This window comes from Flavobacterium sp. B114r (assembly GCF_056824125.1).
The window spans coordinates 3,685,938-3,704,187 of the sequence record NZ_CP124858.1 but is presented as its reverse complement, the minus strand read 5'-3'; the positions used below and the strand labels follow the sequence as shown (position 1 = coordinate 3,704,187).

Genomic DNA, 18,250 nt, shown 5'->3' with positions numbered 1-18,250 from the left:
ACGTATTATTTTGATACTGAAACGAACAATAGCACAACTGAGAAAAACAGCACACTTGCCTCTATTTAAGAAGTAGAATTATATTTTTTATCCGTTGGATTTATAGATAACAACGGGTCTTTTTTTGCCGCGTAAAACAGTTGTTTCAATCTCCGTGAAGTTATCCTGCTCCAAAAATGATAATTGTTTAAAAAATGCCTGCGTAATGAGAAGATTTCCCTGATCGCGGCACAAATCACGAACACTTGCTGTCGTACTTAATACATCACCATGATAAGCAATTTCTGTTTTTATCTGGCCTATTTCGGCAACAGTTACAAGCCCCTCATTAATTGAAGCTTTGAATTTGGGAACTAAACCAAATTTCTTTTGATATAAATCTTTCTTTTCTAATAGTCTGGAAGAAAAAATAGTATAGAGGGCTATGCATTGCTTTCTTTCAAATCCTTGTTTGACTTTCCATGTCAGGATTACTCCATCATTAACATATTGATATACTTCTGCATTCTGTTCTGTCACTATTTCGGATAAATCAATAAAACATTCCTGCAATAAGTGACTGTATTGATAATGTTCAACTTCTGCTATTGTTCTTGAAGGATACATATCGAGGAACATAAAAATCCGATATTCTATAACCGGACTCATATAATTGCCGTGCAGCAGACTTTTACAGTAATTACCGCCTAACCTTTGGCGAAAAGCCTGTACCAGTGTAATGAAGAGGTGAACTATCAAACAATAAATGGTAAAACATGTGAGCCACTTTGCATTAAACCGTAATGCAATTAAATTATTGATTCTGATATAATGCACTTTACTAAGCTGAAGAACAATTATAAATACAATATAACAGACCATTATAAACAAGAGACTTTGGAGTAAACTGGCCATCAGAATACCGTAACCATGAAAAAAACGAGGATAGATATATTCTTGTAAAAGATAAAAAACAAACCCCATGAATACTCCTGTCGATAAAGCTCTGGAAAGTTCTGATACTAAAAAATCTGCCGTAGTAAGCTGTTGATTTAGAAAATAAGAATCATCGATTATGCTATAGCTGATAAAGACATAGAAAAAAAAAGCAGTGACCCAAAGCGCAATAAATTGCAAGCACTGTTTAAGTCTTAAAAATGTCCTGACGGAGTATTTCATTATTAATAATTTTGATGCAATCAATCCTGAACAATAAACATTAGGTCAGAAAATGATATAACAACAAAATTAAAACGAGTGTATCTGTAAATTCAGGTAAGTCTTACCCAAACAGCGATTATATGAACCCAATAGTAGGTTACGTCTTCTAAAATGAATTTTAATCACTGTTTTAGCGATCCATCCATTGCTTAAAAAAAGGGGCTTTTTCTCTGCTTATAATAACCTCGCGCTCGGGATCTGCCTGAAGCTGAATTTTAAGTTTGGCATTAAAATAATTGGCAATTGATTTTATGCTTTCGGCGCGAATAAAAAATTGTCTGTTGGCTCGAAAAAAAACATCGGGATCAAGTTCTTCTTCAAGTTCCTCCATGGTTTGAGGAATTGGTATTATGGTTTCATTTTTCAGAAAAAGGTGCGAGGTTTTAAATTCTGAATATACAAAATCAATATCTGCAACATCAACGCTTTTATAACCATCACGATAGGTTACTAAAAAACGCAATCTAAAAGAAGGTTTATTCATGAAACCTTTTAATATTCCGGCAATATCATCAGTATCATTTTTAACTTTTGCTAAAGATTTAAATTTGGTAAGTGCCTGTTCGAGTTCATTTTTCTCGATTGGTTTCATCAAATAATCAATACTGTTTACCTTAAAAGCCCTTACCGCATACTCGTCATACGCTGTAGTAAATATTACAGGACAGCTGATCTTTGCTTCTTCAAAAATCGAAAAGCTTATACCATCTGCCAGCCTGATATCCATTGTGATTAAATCCGGCATTTCATTGCTATTCAGCCATTTTACAGTTTCGTGAACAGTATCTATTATTCCTAAGATCTCGCACTCAGGCTCTAGTTCTTCCAACAGTCTTTTAAGACGGTTGGCGTTGATACTTTCATCTTCTACAATTAAAATTTTCATAGTATTATATTAAGGGCAGACGTACACAATAAAAACCATTGGACTCAGAAAAAACAGGCATTCTGTCAAACAAAATCTTATATCTAAACTCGATATTTTTATTACCAACTCCAGTAGACACAAAGCTTTTGCCGGATGTTGATTGCAAATTATTACGAACAACAAGATCTCCAACATCTGAATAAATCGCAATAATAAGTGGATTTGACAATGTTGCACTATTGTGTTTTACAGCATTTTCTACCAGCAATTGCAATGTTAAAGGCGGCAAATGAAAATCTAAACATCCCATATCTACTTGTAGTTTCAATTCTACCTTTTCGCCAAGACGCTTTTTTAGAAGATAAAAATAAGCATTCAAAAATTCTATTTCTTCCCTTACAGTAATGGTATCCTTATCAAGATTTGAAATCATGTAACGGTAAACCCGTGTAATATTCTCGAGAAATGAAGCTGCTGATTGCTGGTCTTCATGAATTAATTCTGTCAGGGTGCTGAAATTATTAAATACAAAATGCGGATCAAGCTGCAACTTCAAAGAATCTAATTCTGAGCGCATTACAGCTTGCTGTAATTGAGAGGCCTGAATTTTTAATTCAGCGGCTTCTTCAGAAGTAACGCGCCAACGATTAAGTAAAAATATACTGGTGTGGATAAAGCTTATAAAAAGAGACAATATAGCAGCCATTAAATTTGACTGCCATATTTGTACAAGTTCACTCTCTTTTAGTGGTGTCCAGGAATAGAAAAAATGCCACAACCATGAAAAGAAATAATTTAAAAGAATATTCCCTACAATAAGACATACAAATTGTGCAAAGGCCCTGAAAATAGGCTTTTGATCCCAACTTATCCAATGATTCAAACTACGGCCAACAAAAAGACTTAATTCCGTAAGTACCGCGCAATACATTAAAATTATAAAAATATCGACTGTCCAATCTAAAACTAACAAAGTATTCTGTTCAAAATCCTGATAAGGATTCAAAAAATAATACGAGGAGAGATAGAGCAAAAAGACAACCGGTATCACTATAATTCTATAATACTTATAGAAAAAATTCTTACCAGCAGTTTTATTTGGCGTATTTGAATTCATAGGCTACTATAATGACAGTTGGTAAATTAAGATGATCAAGGCAAAAATGCTTTTCTATTGATACATCAAATCGTGCTCTAGTAAGTTGTCATTTTTAGATTCTTTTACAGCTTTAAGTTCACGCATAACTCCCCATTTTACACAAGTTGCTCCCCATGAAAATCCAGCTCCAAAAGTAGTAATCAATACGTTTTGACCTTCCTTAAAATCAGCTGCAAAATCCCATAAACATAACGGAATAGTTGCTGATGTTGTATTCCCGTATTTTTCGATATTTACTTTTACCTTTTCAATACTAATATTCAAATGCTCGCTTACAGACTTGATAATTCTAAGATTAGCCTGATGTGGCACAACCCAGTCAACATCTTCTACACTTAAACCATTACTTAACAAAGCATCTTGTGAAACGCTTGTCATAGATTCAACTGCTTTTTTAAATACAAATGAACCTTCTTGTTTGATAAAATGCTCTCTATGCAAAATACTTTGCATACTGGATGGTACTTTAGAACCGCCTGCAGGCACTAATAGTGATGATGTACCACTACCGTCAGTTCTCAGGATGCTTTTCATTACCCCGTATTCAGATTCTGTTTTTTCTAAAAGAACTGCTCCTGCTCCGTCACCAAAAAGAATACAAGTATTTCTATCTTCATAATCTACGATAGAACTCATTGTATCTGCTCCCACAACGATAACCTTTTTGTAGCGTCCGCTTTCGATCATTGTAGTCGCCATTTCCAACGCATATAAAAATCCGCTGCAGGCACCGTTTAAGTCGAAACCAAATGCATTTGCAAATCCGTTCTTTTCACATACTTTACTGGCTGTTGGGGTAAGAAGATGATCAGGCGTTGCAGTAGCTAATACTAAGCCATCTATTTCTAAACGATCAACTTCATATGTATCTAATAAGTTTTCAATTGCTGCACTTGCAAGATCCGAAGTCGACAGATTTTCATCAGTAGCTATTCTTCGTTCCTTTATTCCGGTTCTTTTTTCAATCCATTCTCCGGTTGTATCAACCATTCTTGAAATCATCTCATTACTAAGTATAGAACTTGGTACGAAGCCACCTATAGCTGTAATTGTTGCCTTCATTGTTTTTGTTTTTGTTATTTTGATTTTCTTTTTTTGCTGTTTTTTATATAATAAAAAAGATACTGCAAAATAACGTCAGAAATTTGGAAAAGACAACAATGGAACGCTTAAACCTGCAGCCATAATTCTAGTTTTACTTTTATGCACCAAAGAATCCCAAAAACCATATTTTTGTGGCACCATTACTAAGATATCCGCATCATAATTGTTAATTTCTTTCTTTATCTCATTAATGACTGAATTCGATTTTACCGTCTTATACAGGTATTTGACCTCTTGAAACTCTTCTTCGAGTGTAGAATTCAATAATAAACGCTCTTGTTCCTGCTTTAGATCGTCTATTTTTTCATTTACACTAAAAAATTCTACCTCCGCTCCAATGTTCCCAACCATGTCTCTTAACCAGCTAAATCTTTTAATAGAAGAAAAGCTTAAAGTGTCGCAGGCATATAGTATTTTTTTGATATTTTGAAAACGGGCATTCAAAGGAACAGCCAATACCGGTGTATGCAAATTCTTTATCACAGACGTAGTTGAATTACCCAGCAACTCCTGTTCAAAAGAGCGTTCTGCCATACCCATAACAATAAGTTCAGCTTTGGTAGTATCAATTAAAACAGCAAGCTCATCTTCTAAAAAAGAATAACTGCAAACACAGCTTACTTCGATATTAAAAAGTGCAGAAAGATCTTTTCCTAAAGCATTGAGCTTCTCTGTAGCCTGATCCAGCTGCTTTTGCAGACCGTGGGCTGTAATTTGCGAATTGGCACTGTGAACACTTAACGAAAAGGAATTGAAAAGTATAAGTTTAGCATTTGCGCTTTTTGCAAGTCCGGCAGCATAATTCACCGCATTATTTGCAATAGCAGAAAAATTAGTTGCTGCTATAATGGTAGGAGTTAAAGTCATAAAGTATCAATTAAGCAATTATTCTCGTAAAATTGATTAATTAATAATTTCGGTCTCTTATAAAAAGTACTGTAAGATCATTTTTTAATGCTCAACCGTAGTTTTAAGCTACCGAAAATAATACCGAACATCCTTTCTAAGTCTGAAAAAAGAGAATAGTGTTTTATAATCTTCATTTGAGTTGAAAAATCTTAAAAACAGGTCTTAATGTTGTCAAATTATAAAAATCAACGCATTCCATTAAATTTGATTTTATAATGTTTTATGATGGTAAATATTATTATTTATTAATTTTCCCCTAATCTACTTTCAATATTATAACTTTGTATCGATGAAAATTTTAATAATAGAAGACGACCAAAGGGTAGCTGAATTAATACAACGGGGACTAAATGAGCACGGTTTTATTCCAACGATGGCCTATGACGGAGTCTCCGGAAAAAAATTGATTCTTAATAATCCGTATGATCTGGTTATTACTGATATTATTTTACCAAAGCTTGATGGTCTTGATTTGTGCAGGGAAATACGCCAGGTAAAACCGGACTTACCCATTATAATGTTGACTGCGCTAGGCACTACAGATGATAAAGTAGAAGGTTTTGATGCCGGTGCAGATGATTATCTTACCAAACCTTTTGAAATGCGTGAACTTTTGGTTCGCATCAGGGCTTTATTGAAACGAACGAATGGTGCTGTAAACAATACCGGATTCATTTTAAAATATGACGATCTTGAAATGAATATGCAAACCAAAAATGTAAAGAGAAACGATACTGAAATAAATCTTACTCCTAAAGAATTTAAACTTTTAGAGTATATGCTTCAAAACTCTGATCGTGTTTTATCACGAACCGAAATTGCAGAAAAAGTATGGGACACTCATTTTGATACTGGTACAAATTTTATCGACGTATATATTAATTACCTAAGAAAAAAAGTCGACAAAGATTTTGACAAAAAACTTATTCATACCCGATCTGGAATGGGATTTATTTTGAAAGCGGAATGAAAATAAGAACACGATTAACCATATTGTTTACACTTACAACAGCTACTATTTTACTAATATTTGCTGCTATTATCCTGATTTCTGCTAACAAAAACAGAGAAAAAGAGTTCTACACCTTACTCAAAAAAGAAGCCATTACTAAAGCGAATCTGTTTTTTAATGCCAAAGTAGACAGCAAAACTTTACAAAACATATACAGAAACAATCGCGCTACCTTAAATGAAGTTGAAGTCGCAATTTATACCAGTTCTTTTCAGTTATTATACCACGATGCTGTTGATATTGACGTTGTAAAGGAAACAAAATCAATGATTGATGAAATCGAGCAGAAAAATGAAATCAAATTTTATCAGGATGATTGGCAGGTTATAGGCATGAAATATAAATTTCAGGGCAAAGAATATGTGGTAACAGCAGCAGCTTACGATGGTTTTGGATACATAAAACTACATAACTTGCTCAAAACCTGTATTATTGTTTTTATTATCTCTATTTTATTTCTCTATATTGCAGGTTGGTTTTTTTCTAAAAAAACATTTGAACCTATTGTGAGAATGACGGATAAAGCAAAAACTATTTCGGCTACAAATCTTGATTTACGATTGTATACCAACGAAAGCAAAGACGAGATTTCTGAACTGGCAACTACTTTTAATAAAATGCTGAATCGATTAGAAAACTCTTTTGATTCGCAAAAACAATTTGTTTCTAATATTTCTCACGAATTGCGCACGCCGCTTTCTGCAATTATTACAGAACTGGAACTATCGACTAACAAGGAACGCAATAATGAAGAATATAAAGTTGCTATTCTTAACACTTTGCAAGATGCTAAAAAACTCGCAAAATTGTCGAATGGTTTACTTGATTTTGCCAAAGCTAATTATGATCCTTCGGAGATTGCATTCAAACAAGTTCGTGTCGACGAAATTTTGTTAGATGCCAGACAACAAGTTCAAAAGTCAAATGCAAATTATACCATCACAATACATTTTGAAGAGGATTTTGAAGACGATGATCAAATTACAATTAATGGGAATGAATATCTGCTAAAAGTCGCTTTTGTCAACTTGTTTGAAAATGGCTGTAAATTCTCAGAAAACAAACAGAGTAAAGTTATAGTATCATTAAAAAAAGAGAAAATTATTTTGCAATTTATCGATAATGGTATTGGTATACTGGAAGAGGATTTAAAACATATTTTCAGGCCATTCTACAGAGGATTAAATAGAATCTATGCTGACGGAAATGGCATTGGATTATCACTGACCCAAAAAATCATCTTTCTGCATCATGGAAACATTTCTGTTGCATCAGATAAAAAATTAGGAACCATATTTACGGTTGAACTTTATCATGGTATCAATAATACCATCGTATAAAACTCTTTTTTTTTGTTTTTTTAGCCACGAATTCCTCGAATTTTCACTAATTATTCTGTGGTATTTATTACGCTATCCTAACAGGTTTTAGAAACCTGTTAGGTATTTTTTCTGCATTAATCAAAAGAATTATTTCTCATTTTTTTAGCCACGAATTCCTCGAATTTTCACTAATTTATTCTGTTATATTATTACAATATCCTAACTGGTTTCTAAAACCTGTTAGGTATTTTTTTCTCCATTGGTCAAAAGAATTGTTTTCATTTTTTTAGCCACAAATTCCTCGAATTTTCACGAATTTATTCTGTAATATTTATTACGCTATGCTAACAGGTTTCTAAAACCTGTTAGATATTTTTTTCTCCATTGATCAAAAGAATTGTTGCCATTTTTTTTACCACAAATTCCGCACATTATCATATATATATATTCCCTAACACTTTAAATGGGCAAAAAAATGCTATAAACATATTGTCCCGCCGGGACTTTGGAATCAATAACTTAAAAACATAAACATTACTATTATTCCAATTTACTTTAAACGTATCGGAAATTTCTGAATGGATTATATCGGTCTCTAATAAAATTCTAATTTTTTTCTAAAACATCTCTAATGGCTCCTCTTCGGGGCTTGTTCTATTTTTGCACCATCATAAACGGAAAATATTTTACGAAACAAAAAATTAAAAAAATGGATATCCCTCCTCTTCCCGGTAAACAAAAAATATAAATTTCACTTCTGCAGACATGTCATTGACTTTTTCGCAGCAGCGAATTAAAACCAAAAAAAATCATGTCGAAATCCTTTTTTTAAATTCCTCCACAAACGAAATGCTGATTAAATATTAGCAGAAAAAACCACAAAATTCAATCCTTAATGAGACTTGTACCTCAGCATTTTATAAGATATAGTCTTGTTATTGCCTAATAACAACAATCGCAGAACATATTATTTAAATCAATACTATTATGACAAATAAAAGAAAAACCAGCTGTAGAATACAGAGAACAAAAATCCAAAATCTAAAATTTGGATACCAAAAAATTTTATTAATCTTAATTACTGCAACCGCTTTTACAGCTTGTGGCAACAAAACGGAAACAAAAGGAACTGAAAATTTTTCTTTACAAAAAGATACCATTACTATTCCTGTAACCTCGATAATTGCTCCTAAAATAAAACTAGAAACTGTTAAAAACGAACCCTTTCAATTAGAATTAATAACAGCCGGAACAGTAAAAGCAATTCCAAATTCTTATGCCGAAATCGCGCCTCCATTTTCCGGCAGGGTTACAAAAATTTATTTAAAACTGGGAATGAAAACACAACCCGGAACGCCTCTTTTTGAGATGGTTTCCCCCGATTTTATTGATGCTCAAAAAAACTTTTTTCAGTCAAAATCTGCTTATCAAATTGCTAAACTTTCATTAAAACGCCAACAGGATTTAAAGACCAATGGTGTTGGTTCTCAAAAAGATCTTGAAGAAGCAGAAACAAATTTTGAGGTGAGTGAAAAAGAATATCAAAATGCGATAGCAAGCTTAAAAATATTTGGAGTCAATATCGATAAACTTGTTTTTGGTCAATCACTTGTAATCACCTCTCCTATTGCCGGAGAAATTATAACAAATGAAGTCGTAATGGGACAATACATAAAAGATGATGATGCCCCGAAAGCTAAAGTCGCCAATTTAAAAAAAGTTTGGGTTGTGGGTCAGGTTAAAGAAAAAGACATCCGTTTTATTCACGAATTAGATGGTGCAGAAATTCAGGTCGCTTCTTACCCTAATAAAAAAATTACAGGAAAGGTATACCATGTAGAAGAAATTGTGGACGAAGCTACCCGAAGCGTACAGGTTTTAATCGAATGTATTAATAATGATCACACCCTGAAACCGGGAATGTATGTAACCGTAAAATTTATCGACACACCCGTGAATACGCTCTTTGTTCCTGCTAAAGCTGTATTACAGTTTAATGACAAAAGCTTTGTTTTTGTTCAGATTGCAAAAGGAAAATATATGAGACGTTATGTCGAAACAGGAATTTCTGACAAAGGAAAAATAGCAATCTTATCCGGATTACAACCAAATGAAACCATCATAAGCGAAGGTGCTTTTTATCTGCTGGAAGCGAAATAGACTAAAAAGTATTCAGTCGCAGTGCTCAGTGTTCAGTGCTCAGTCACAGTCTCAAAAACTTAGCAACTCAGCAAATCAACAACTTAGAACCTTAGCAACTTAACAAACACTCGTATGAAAAAAAATATATTTGAAACAACAATAGCAAAACGCTGGCTCATTCTGGCTTTGTTTTTACTTCTATCCCTATTTGGCTACTATTCCTGGACAAAGCTCTCTGTAGAAGCTTACCCGGATATTGGCGATGTAACCTCGCAAGTAGTCACACAGGTCCCGGGTTTAGCTGCGGAAGAGATAGAACAACAAATCACGATTCCAATAGAACGCGCTATAAATGGTTTACCGGGCATGCATGTGATGCGAAGCAAAAGCACTTTTGGCCTATCTATGGTAACTATCGTTTTTGATGATGGAATCGAGGATTACTTCGCCCGAACCAGAATTCAGGAACGTTTGAACGATGTCGAATTACCTTATGGAGCAAAGCCTGGTTTAGACCCGCTTACCTCTCCTACAGGAGAAATATATCGTTACATCATTGAAAGTAAAAGCCATGACTTACGTAAATTAAGCGAGTTACAAGAATATACTATTATTCCAAGAATAAAACAGGTTTCAGGCATTGCCGATGTTACTAATTTTGGAGGGATCACAACTCAATATCAAATTGAATTGGATCCTCGAAAAATAGAACAATACGGTTTATCGCTAAGTGAAATAACGGAAACTATCGAAAAAAACAATGCCAATGTTGGCGGAAGTGTCATCGATCGTGGTGATCAGTCGTATGTAGTACGCGGAATTGGTTTAGTAAAAAATCTGGACGATATCGGTCGTATTGTAGTAAAATCAGTAAATGGTGTTCCTGTTTATTTAAATGATCTGGGGAAATTAAAATACGGCAATCTGGAGCGTAAAGGCGCCTTGGGATATACAGACAAACGCGGTGCAGATTATTCGGATAATATCGAAGGGATTGTGCTTTTGCTAAAAAACCAAAATCCATCAGTAGTGCTGAAAGGTGTAAACGAAGCTGTTGATGATTTAAACAAAAATTATCTTCCTGAAGGGGTTCAGATTCATGCCTTTTTAGACAGAACTGATTTAGTAGATACTACACTTACCACCGTTTCTCATACTTTATTAGAAGGAATGGCTTTGGTAATCATCGTATTAATTATTTTTCTAGGCAGCTGGAGAGGTGCATTATTAGTTGCAATTACAATCCCTATTTCGCTTTTAATTGCTTTTATCCTTATGAAACTTACCAATATTCCCGCCAACTTGCTTTCACTTGGAGCTATTGACTTTGGAATTATTGTAGATGGAGCTATTGTAATGATGGAAACCATCCTGAAAAAACGGGAAGACAATGAAAAGGAAGAACTCACCGAAAAAAGCGTAGCCTTTAGTGTAAAAAGCGTTGCGCGGCCTATCTTTTTTGCCACCTTGATTATCATAACAGCTTACCTGCCATTGTTTGCTTTTGAGCGGGTAGAGAAAAAGTTATTTACACCCATGGCATTTACCGTTGGCTACGCCCTTTTTGGTGCTTTATTGGCTGCATTACTACTAATTCCGGGACTGGCTTATTTTATCTATCGTAAGCCACAAAAAATGTATCATAATAAATGGCTGGATAAACTTACCGTTTCTTATCACAACGGAATTTTAAAAATAATGCAGGCTCCAAAAAAAGTTTTTGCTCCTTTGATTGCAGTACTGACTCTTGCCTTTATTCTTACCGTAATGGTAGGAAAAGATTTTTTACCGCCACTCGATGAAGGTTCCGTCTGGTTACAGGTTTCGTTGCCGCCGGGGATAACTTTAGAGAAATCAAAAGAAATGAGTGATACACTTCGTCATAGGACTTTAAAACATGAAGAAGTGACTTATATGATGGTACAATCAGGACGCAATGATGATGGAACTGATGCCTGGACACCTTCTCATTTCGAATGCAGTATTGGATTAAAACCTTATAGGGAATGGAAATCAGGTAAAACCAAAGCAGATTTAATCAAAGAGCTTGCTGCTGAATATGCGGCTATGCCAGGATACAATGTTGGTTTCTCGCAACCTATGATTGATGGTGTAATGGATAAAATCTCCGGAGCACACAGCGAATTGGTGGTAAAAATATACGGGGAAGATTATAAAGAAACCCGTCGAATTGCCGAAGATGTCATCAAAACGCTGGAAAGTGTAAAAGGGGCCGTTGACCTTGCTATCGATCAGGAACCTCCTTTACCGCAAATACAAGTTATTGCCGATCGCCAGAAAATCGCACAATACGGATTGAATGTAGACGATGTATCAGAATTAATAGAAGTAGCAATGGGCGGAAAAGCGGTTTCTCAGATTTTTGTAGGCAATAAAGTCTACGATATCATCACACGCTACAATGAAGAAAGCCGGAACACTCCTGAAAAAATTGGAAACCTGATGTTGACGAATTCCGAGGGTATTAAAATTCCGTTATCTCAGGTATGCGATATCAAACTCAATACAGGAGAAAGTACTATTGCCAGAGAAATGAACAAACGTCATCTTACGGTTCGGTTGAACTTAAGAGGTGCCGATTTAAGTTCTTTCCTCAGCGAAGCACAAGATAAAATCGAAAAGAATGTAAAATATGATCACGAACACTATAAAATAAAATGGGGCGGACAATTTGAAAATCAGGAACGGGCTTACAGTCATCTGGCAGTTATTGTACCGCTGGCACTTGCCTTAATGTTTGTGTTATTGTATGGGGCTTTTGGGAAATTTCGTCAGGCAGGATTGCTAATGAGTATTGTTCCTTTGGCATTATTTGGCGGAATGTTAGCACTTAATATTCGAGGTATGACCCTTAATGTATCATCGGCAGTTGGTTTTATTGCTTTGTTTGGCGTTGCAATCCAAAATGGGGTTATTATGATTTCACACATCAATCAGCTTCGAAAAAACGGAATGGCTTTACTCATCGCCGTAACAAATGGAGCAAAACAACGCTTTCGTCCCGTATTGATGACAGCAACTGTTGCCGTATTAGGATTATTACCTGCATCATTAGCAACAGGCATCGGCAGTGATGTACAAAGACCTTTGGCAACCGTAATTGTATACGGATTATTATTCTCTACAATCCTGACACTATTTGTTTTACCCGCTCTTTATTACCTCATCGAGAAGAAATTTGGTCAGGAAAACGAAGTATTAGAAAATAAAATCGACAATCAGAAAAATAATATATTATGATTAAAAATATAAAAACCAAATGGGTGATACTTTCGGTATTACTCACTATTTCGACTGTGTCAAATGCTCAGATTGACACCACATTTATACGAGTAAAAATGAATTATCCCGAGTTCTTATCCTTAGTAAATAAAAATAATTTAGGATATGCTGCCGAAAAATTTAATGTCAATATTGCCGAAGCGAATATCGAGGCCTCAAAAGTATTCCCTGATCCTGAACTGGCCATAGGCGCTAGTGATAACGGGCAGCGAAGAATGCAAATGGGTTATGGCTTTTCCACTGAAATAACTTGGACATTAGAACTGGGCGGAAAACGCAAAGCCCGAATAAACGTTGCAAAAAGTACCAACGAACTGACCAAAGCTTTACTGGAAGATTATTTTCGTAACCTGCGTGCCGATGCTACTTTAGAATACTTAACCAGCTTAAAACAAATAGAAATATTCAAGGTGCAATTAAACTCCTATACTATTCTTAAAAACATTGCTGTAGCAGATAGTATTCGATTTAAGTTGGGAAGTATAGCCGAAATAGATGCGCGCCAAAGTAAACTCGAAGCCCATACTATGCTTAATGATGTGTACCAAAGTGAAGCGGATTGGAAAACTGCTTTACTCGAACTTGCTACTTTGACGGGGAATCAAAAAGCAGACACGCTGTATTCTCCCATTGGGGATTTAACAAATTTTGATCGCTTATTTAATTTGAACGAGCTTATTATTTCTGCCAAAAACAATCGAACTGATCTATTGGCAGCACTTAAAAACAAAAACGTATCGCAGGATGTTTTAAAACTAACTAAAGCAAACAGAATGCTGGACCTCGGCGTAAATATGGGTGTTGAAAGTACTTCTGTAGTTACTAATGTTGTAGCTCCTACTCCATCTACGAATGCAGTTTCTGCCGGTATTTCTATTCCTCTTAAATTTTCTAATCGGAATAAAGGAGAATTAAAAGCAGCCGAATATACGGTACAACAAGCCGAGATTTTGTACCAACAAACTGAATTGCAGATTCAGACAGAAGTTCGAAAGGCATGGTTAAATTATCTCACTACACAAAAACAAGTCCGACAATTTAATACCGGCTTACTGGCCGATGCGCAACGCCTCCTTGATGGAAAAATATACAGTTACAAACGTGGAGAAACCAGTTTACTCGAAGTTTTAAATGCCCAACGAACTTATAATGAAACACAACTTAATTATTATGAAACTCTCTACAATTATGCTGCTGCACTGGTTGAACTCGAAAAAACAGCTGGAATTTGGGATATTAATTTTTAGAAAAATATAGAAATAATGAAAAACACATATACAATCTGCTTTATGCTCTTTTTTATACTAAAAATCAGCGCGCAACAAGAAGGGTTAACTTTTGGAATAAGTGGCGGTATTAACCGAACTTCTTTGACGGGGAAAAATATAGATAATTTATCCAGTAATGGTTCTCAAAAAAGTATAACAGGACAGATTATAGGAATTACAATCGATAATAAAACATCCAAATATTTTGGTTTAAAACATGAACTATTCTATAGTCGGCAATTGATGACAATCAAAATTGATGATGGGATAAATCCTGAGTTTTCAAGCAAATTTAAACGTCAGTATATTGATATCTTTCCCGTTAGCCCCACTTTTTATTACAGAGGGTTACAAATTTATGCAGGACCTTATCTAGGATTGTTATTAAATGCGTCGGTACAGTATAAAGATGCCGATGGAAATACCTATACCGATAAATCTATTTATGGCAATGGCACAGCTTCAGAAAATTACAGCCAGAAAATGGATGCCGGATTTGTAACTGGTATTAATTATGAATTATCAAACGGAATCACTATTGGAGGAAGATTTATTCGCGGCTTTGTCCCCATACTAGAAAATGCCGATACCCAACAACAATGGAAAATTTATAATGAAAGCTTCTCTGTTACACTCGGATACAGGTTTAAGGATAATTGATTGCTTTTGCCAATGAGTATAAATTAAACACGAATTTCACTAATTATCACTAATTTACTGTGGATTAACCCAGTTTGTGAAAATTCTTGAAATTCGTGTTCAATTTATATGCAGGCAGTGTTTTTTTTAAAACTCATACACTTGCATTTATTTTATCAGTACACTTTTATACTTCGCTATATTTTTCAGGACAATTCCAGTACCAACAACTACAGCCCTTAAAGGATCTTCGGCAATATAAACCGGTAAATCTGTTTTTTGTGATAATCTTTTGTCAAGGCCTCGTAACATTGCTCCTCCGCCTGCGAGATACAATCCCGTATTATAAATATCCGCTGATAATTCCGGTGGCGTCAAAGAAAGCGTTACCATAATAGCATCTTCAATTCTTTGTATTGACTTATCCAGCGCTCTTGCAATTTCTCTGTAAGTAACCTTAATCTCTTTAGGTTTTCCGGTAAGCAAATCCCTTCCGCGAACCGTCATGTCATCAGGGGCGTGTTCCAGTTCTTCCATTGCAGAACCAACCTGAATCTTTATCATCTCTGCAGAAGCATCTCCAATATACAAATTGTGCTGCGTTCTCATGTAATACAAAATATCATTAGTAAAAACATCACCTGCAATTTTTATCGACTTATCGCAAATTATTCCGCCAAGCGCAATCACTGCAATTTCTGTAGTTCCCCCGCCAATATCAACAATAAGATTTCCTTTAGGCAGCATTACATCCAGACCAATCCCAATCGCAGCCGCCATAGGTTCATGAATTAAAAAGACTTCTTTCCCGTTTACCCGTTCGCAAGATTCCTTTACGGCTCTCATTTCTACCTCAGTAATACCACTTGGAATACAGACTACCATTCGCAATGCGGGAGTAAAAAAGTTCTTCTTTAATTCAGGTATGTTTTTTATAAACCAGCTGATCATTTTCTCCGAAGCATCAAAATCTGCAATAACCCCATCTTTAAGCGGTCGGATTGTTTTTATATTTTCATGCGTTTTTCCCTGCATTAAACTTGCCTCTTTGCCTACCGCAATAATTTTTCCGTTTCTAATATCTCTTGCGACGATCGAAGGGCTGTCTACTACTATCTTTCCGTCATATATTATTAAAGTGTTAGCAGTACCCAAATCCATCGCTATCTCCGCCATCATAAAATCAAATAAACCCATAATATCGTTTTGTTTAAGAACGTCATTATAACTGTTTTATTCTCTGTATTATAAAATACAGGCACACAATATTATATTTAAGATATTCTTTAACATATTAGAAAATTAAAATTCCTACATATACTTGCCTGCCAAACAAAATTGTACTGCATAAAATTTGAAGCCTAAAATATAGAGAACCAATAAAAAATAAAAAATTATCCTATGAACTAAAAAATTGGACTACAAAAAGAGAAAACTATCAAAATTAAAGAAAACGTTAAGATGCTATAAATAAGTTAATTTAATATTATCATCTTTCTAATTGTGATTTTTTAAAGAAAATTTAATAAACATTCAATTCCCAAATTACTATATTTGGCGCCATATTACCTATAAGCACATCTATTTAGATATCCAAAAGCAAAGAATGCCCGTTCAACTATGAAACATCTTAAGTTCATATCTCTTATTTTAGTATTCGTGCTTACATTTGTTGGCTGCATAGAATATTATCAATATCCTTCTGAACTGCATTACAATCAGTCACAGGATCTTTTTATGGCTTCTGATATTCCTCAGGTAGAATCTTCTACAATCTCATTATCCAGCGATCTGGACATTCATTTTGTAGTAAAGAAAAACCTTAAAAATCGTAATGGAAGCTCAGTAAGCTGCATCTTAAAAAACTTTTACAACAACAAGTTAGTTCACTTTAAGATCTTAAAAAATGGTCTGATCTACGGTATTACCTCAATATACCAGTGTCAGCAACACACCCACCTCCATCTGTATCAACTTTTCTAGAATTTTATTATTTCCTGTTTTTAGCTATAGAATCCTTTCTGTAATGGCATTTTATGTTCTTTATTTTTAAAGAATATGTAAGCTCTAAAAATAGTTTTCAAGAACCGTACTGCCTGTAAAGGCAGCATCCGGCGCGCTTTCCATTTTCAAAATTCAGTTCACTACGACTCCCTGTAAATCATTATAAGGGAGGCGATATATTTATATAAAATTTTAAAAATCAATTATGATCATTAGTAAAAATCAAAGTCTCTTGTACAGTTTATCATTCTTAGTTCTAATCTCTTGCGGGGATAAAACAAAAAAAGATTCCGACAATATAAAAACACTGCCAGTATATAAAATTACCTTAACAGACACTATAGTTTCAAACAAGTTTGTTGCTGATGTTCATGCAAAAAACAATGTCGAAATCCATGTGCGCATACCGGGATTGCTGGATAAAGTTTTTATCAGCGAAGGTCAAAAAGTAAAAAAAGGGCAACTTCTTTTTAAAATCAGCGACGCAGAACTCCAAATACAGCTTCTAAAAGCTCAGGCAGTGTATAAAAACACAATGGCCGATCTTCGAATTGCAACTGTAGAACTTGAACAGGCACAAACGCTGTACAATAAAAAAGTAATTGCGAGTCAGGAATTAGAATTATCCAAAGCAAAACACGATGCCGCATCAGCTAAAGTGGCTCATGCTGCCGCAGAAAAAAAATCGATCAATCAGCAAATAAGTTTTACTACAATACGTGCTCCTTTCGAAGGAACAATAGACCGTATTCCGTTTAAGGAAGGAAGTCTTGTCGAAAACGGTTCGCTCCTTACAACACTTTCGCAGCTAGACGACGTATATGCCTATTTCTCTATCCCTGAAAATACTTATTTCGAAATGATGGCAGACAAAAGCCTTAATACCAATGGAGATATCAAACTGGTATTGCCAAACGGAAAAGTATACGATCATAAAGGAGAACTGAAAACTGCCGATGGAGATATTGACAGACAAACCGGTTCTATTCAATACAAAGCTAAATTCAGTAATCCACAAGGATTTATAAAACACGGAACATCCGGAAATTTAATTATTTCAGAACCAAGAACTAATGTTGTTTTAATACCTCACAAAGCTGTTTTTTCTATTCAGGACAAGCAATTTGTCTTCGTTGTCAACAAAGAAGGCATCGTAAAGATGACCAATATAACCATTGCAAGCACTCTTGATGATGTCTACATTCTAAACAAAGGTTTGAAAAAAGATGACCTTATTGTTCAGGAAGGAACACAATCACTAAGAGACGGCGACAAAATAAACATGAAACAAATGCAAAGCGTAAGCTTGTAATTAATTAC

Annotated in this window: 14 protein-coding genes; 8 read left to right on the top strand and 6 right to left on the bottom strand. The window is 34.8% G+C overall.

Features of this window, described 5'->3' with window-relative positions; all coding sequences use genetic code 11:
• Positions 1 to 87 precede the first annotated feature (87 nt).
• The 5 genes from QLQ94_RS15740 to QLQ94_RS15720 all read right to left on the bottom strand — a co-directional run bounded on the left by QLQ94_RS15740 (position 88) and on the right by QLQ94_RS15720 (position 5,198).
• A complete protein-coding gene (locus QLQ94_RS15740; protein ID WP_271336836.1) occupies positions 88 to 1,158 on the bottom strand; it encodes a hypothetical protein in 1,071 nt (356 codons plus the stop codon).
• 172 nt (positions 1,159 to 1,330) lie between these two features.
• Positions 1,331 to 2,086, bottom strand: coding sequence for a LytR/AlgR family response regulator transcription factor (locus tag QLQ94_RS15735; RefSeq protein WP_482497742.1), 756 nt, complete (start codon positions 2,084 to 2,086; stop codon positions 1,331 to 1,333).
• Positions 2,087 to 2,090: 4 nt separating this feature from the next.
• Positions 2,091 to 3,185: a sensor histidine kinase gene (locus QLQ94_RS15730; RefSeq protein WP_271336833.1), complete on the bottom strand. Its 1,095-nt coding sequence runs from the start codon at positions 3,183 to 3,185 to the stop codon at positions 2,091 to 2,093.
• A 54-nt stretch (positions 3,186 to 3,239) separates the two neighbouring features.
• Entirely contained in the window at positions 3,240 to 4,289 is a 1,050-nt protein-coding gene (locus QLQ94_RS15725; RefSeq protein WP_271336832.1) for a beta-ketoacyl-ACP synthase III, read from the bottom strand.
• A 75-nt stretch (positions 4,290 to 4,364) separates the two neighbouring features.
• Positions 4,365 to 5,198, bottom strand: coding sequence for a universal stress protein (locus QLQ94_RS15720; RefSeq protein WP_271336831.1), 834 nt, complete (start codon positions 5,196 to 5,198; stop codon positions 4,365 to 4,367).
• Between the two features lie 331 nt (positions 5,199 to 5,529).
• Here QLQ94_RS15720 and QLQ94_RS15715 point away from each other — a divergent pair, with 331 nt between their 5' ends.
• From QLQ94_RS15715 to QLQ94_RS15690, 6 genes are all read left to right on the top strand, one after another.
• Positions 5,530 to 6,210, top strand: coding sequence for a response regulator transcription factor (locus tag QLQ94_RS15715; protein WP_271336830.1), 681 nt, complete (start codon positions 5,530 to 5,532; stop codon positions 6,208 to 6,210).
• Positions 6,207 to 7,592, top strand: coding sequence for a sensor histidine kinase (locus QLQ94_RS15710; protein ID WP_271336829.1), 1,386 nt, complete (start codon positions 6,207 to 6,209; stop codon positions 7,590 to 7,592). Before QLQ94_RS15715 ends, QLQ94_RS15710 begins: the two co-directional genes overlap by 4 nt.
• Before the next feature lie 969 nt (positions 7,593 to 8,561).
• Positions 8,562 to 9,734, top strand: coding sequence for an efflux RND transporter periplasmic adaptor subunit (locus tag QLQ94_RS15705; protein ID WP_427402646.1), 1,173 nt, complete (start codon positions 8,562 to 8,564; stop codon positions 9,732 to 9,734).
• 114 nt (positions 9,735 to 9,848) lie between these two features.
• Positions 9,849 to 12,977, top strand: a complete 3,129-nt coding sequence (locus QLQ94_RS15700) for an efflux RND transporter permease subunit (protein ID WP_482497738.1) — start codon at positions 9,849 to 9,851, stop codon at positions 12,975 to 12,977.
• Positions 12,974 to 14,266 carry a TolC family protein gene (locus QLQ94_RS15695; protein ID WP_482497736.1) on the top strand — a complete coding sequence of 431 codons (1,293 nt, stop codon included), beginning with the start codon at positions 12,974 to 12,976 and terminating at the stop codon, positions 14,264 to 14,266. Before QLQ94_RS15700 ends, QLQ94_RS15695 begins: the two co-directional genes overlap by 4 nt.
• Positions 14,267 to 14,281: 15 nt before the next feature.
• Positions 14,282 to 14,947, top strand: a complete 666-nt coding sequence (locus QLQ94_RS15690; protein WP_482497734.1) for an outer membrane beta-barrel protein — start codon at positions 14,282 to 14,284, stop codon at positions 14,945 to 14,947.
• A 147-nt stretch (positions 14,948 to 15,094) separates the two neighbouring features.
• Here QLQ94_RS15690 and QLQ94_RS15685 read toward each other — a convergent pair whose 3' ends face one another.
• Entirely contained in the window at positions 15,095 to 16,123 is a 1,029-nt protein-coding gene (locus QLQ94_RS15685) for a rod shape-determining protein (protein ID WP_427402644.1), read from the bottom strand.
• A 423-nt stretch (positions 16,124 to 16,546) separates the two neighbouring features.
• On the opposite strand from QLQ94_RS15685, the gene QLQ94_RS15680 reads away from it, so the two are divergent.
• Both QLQ94_RS15680 and QLQ94_RS15675 read left to right on the top strand, forming a co-directional pair.
• On the top strand, positions 16,547 to 16,909 hold the full coding sequence (locus QLQ94_RS15680) for a hypothetical protein (protein ID WP_427402643.1): 363 nt from the start codon (positions 16,547 to 16,549) through the stop codon (positions 16,907 to 16,909).
• A 226-nt stretch (positions 16,910 to 17,135) separates the two neighbouring features.
• Positions 17,136 to 18,242, top strand: coding sequence for an efflux RND transporter periplasmic adaptor subunit (locus QLQ94_RS15675; protein ID WP_427402642.1), 1,107 nt, complete (start codon positions 17,136 to 17,138; stop codon positions 18,240 to 18,242).
• Positions 18,243 to 18,250 lie beyond the last annotated feature (8 nt).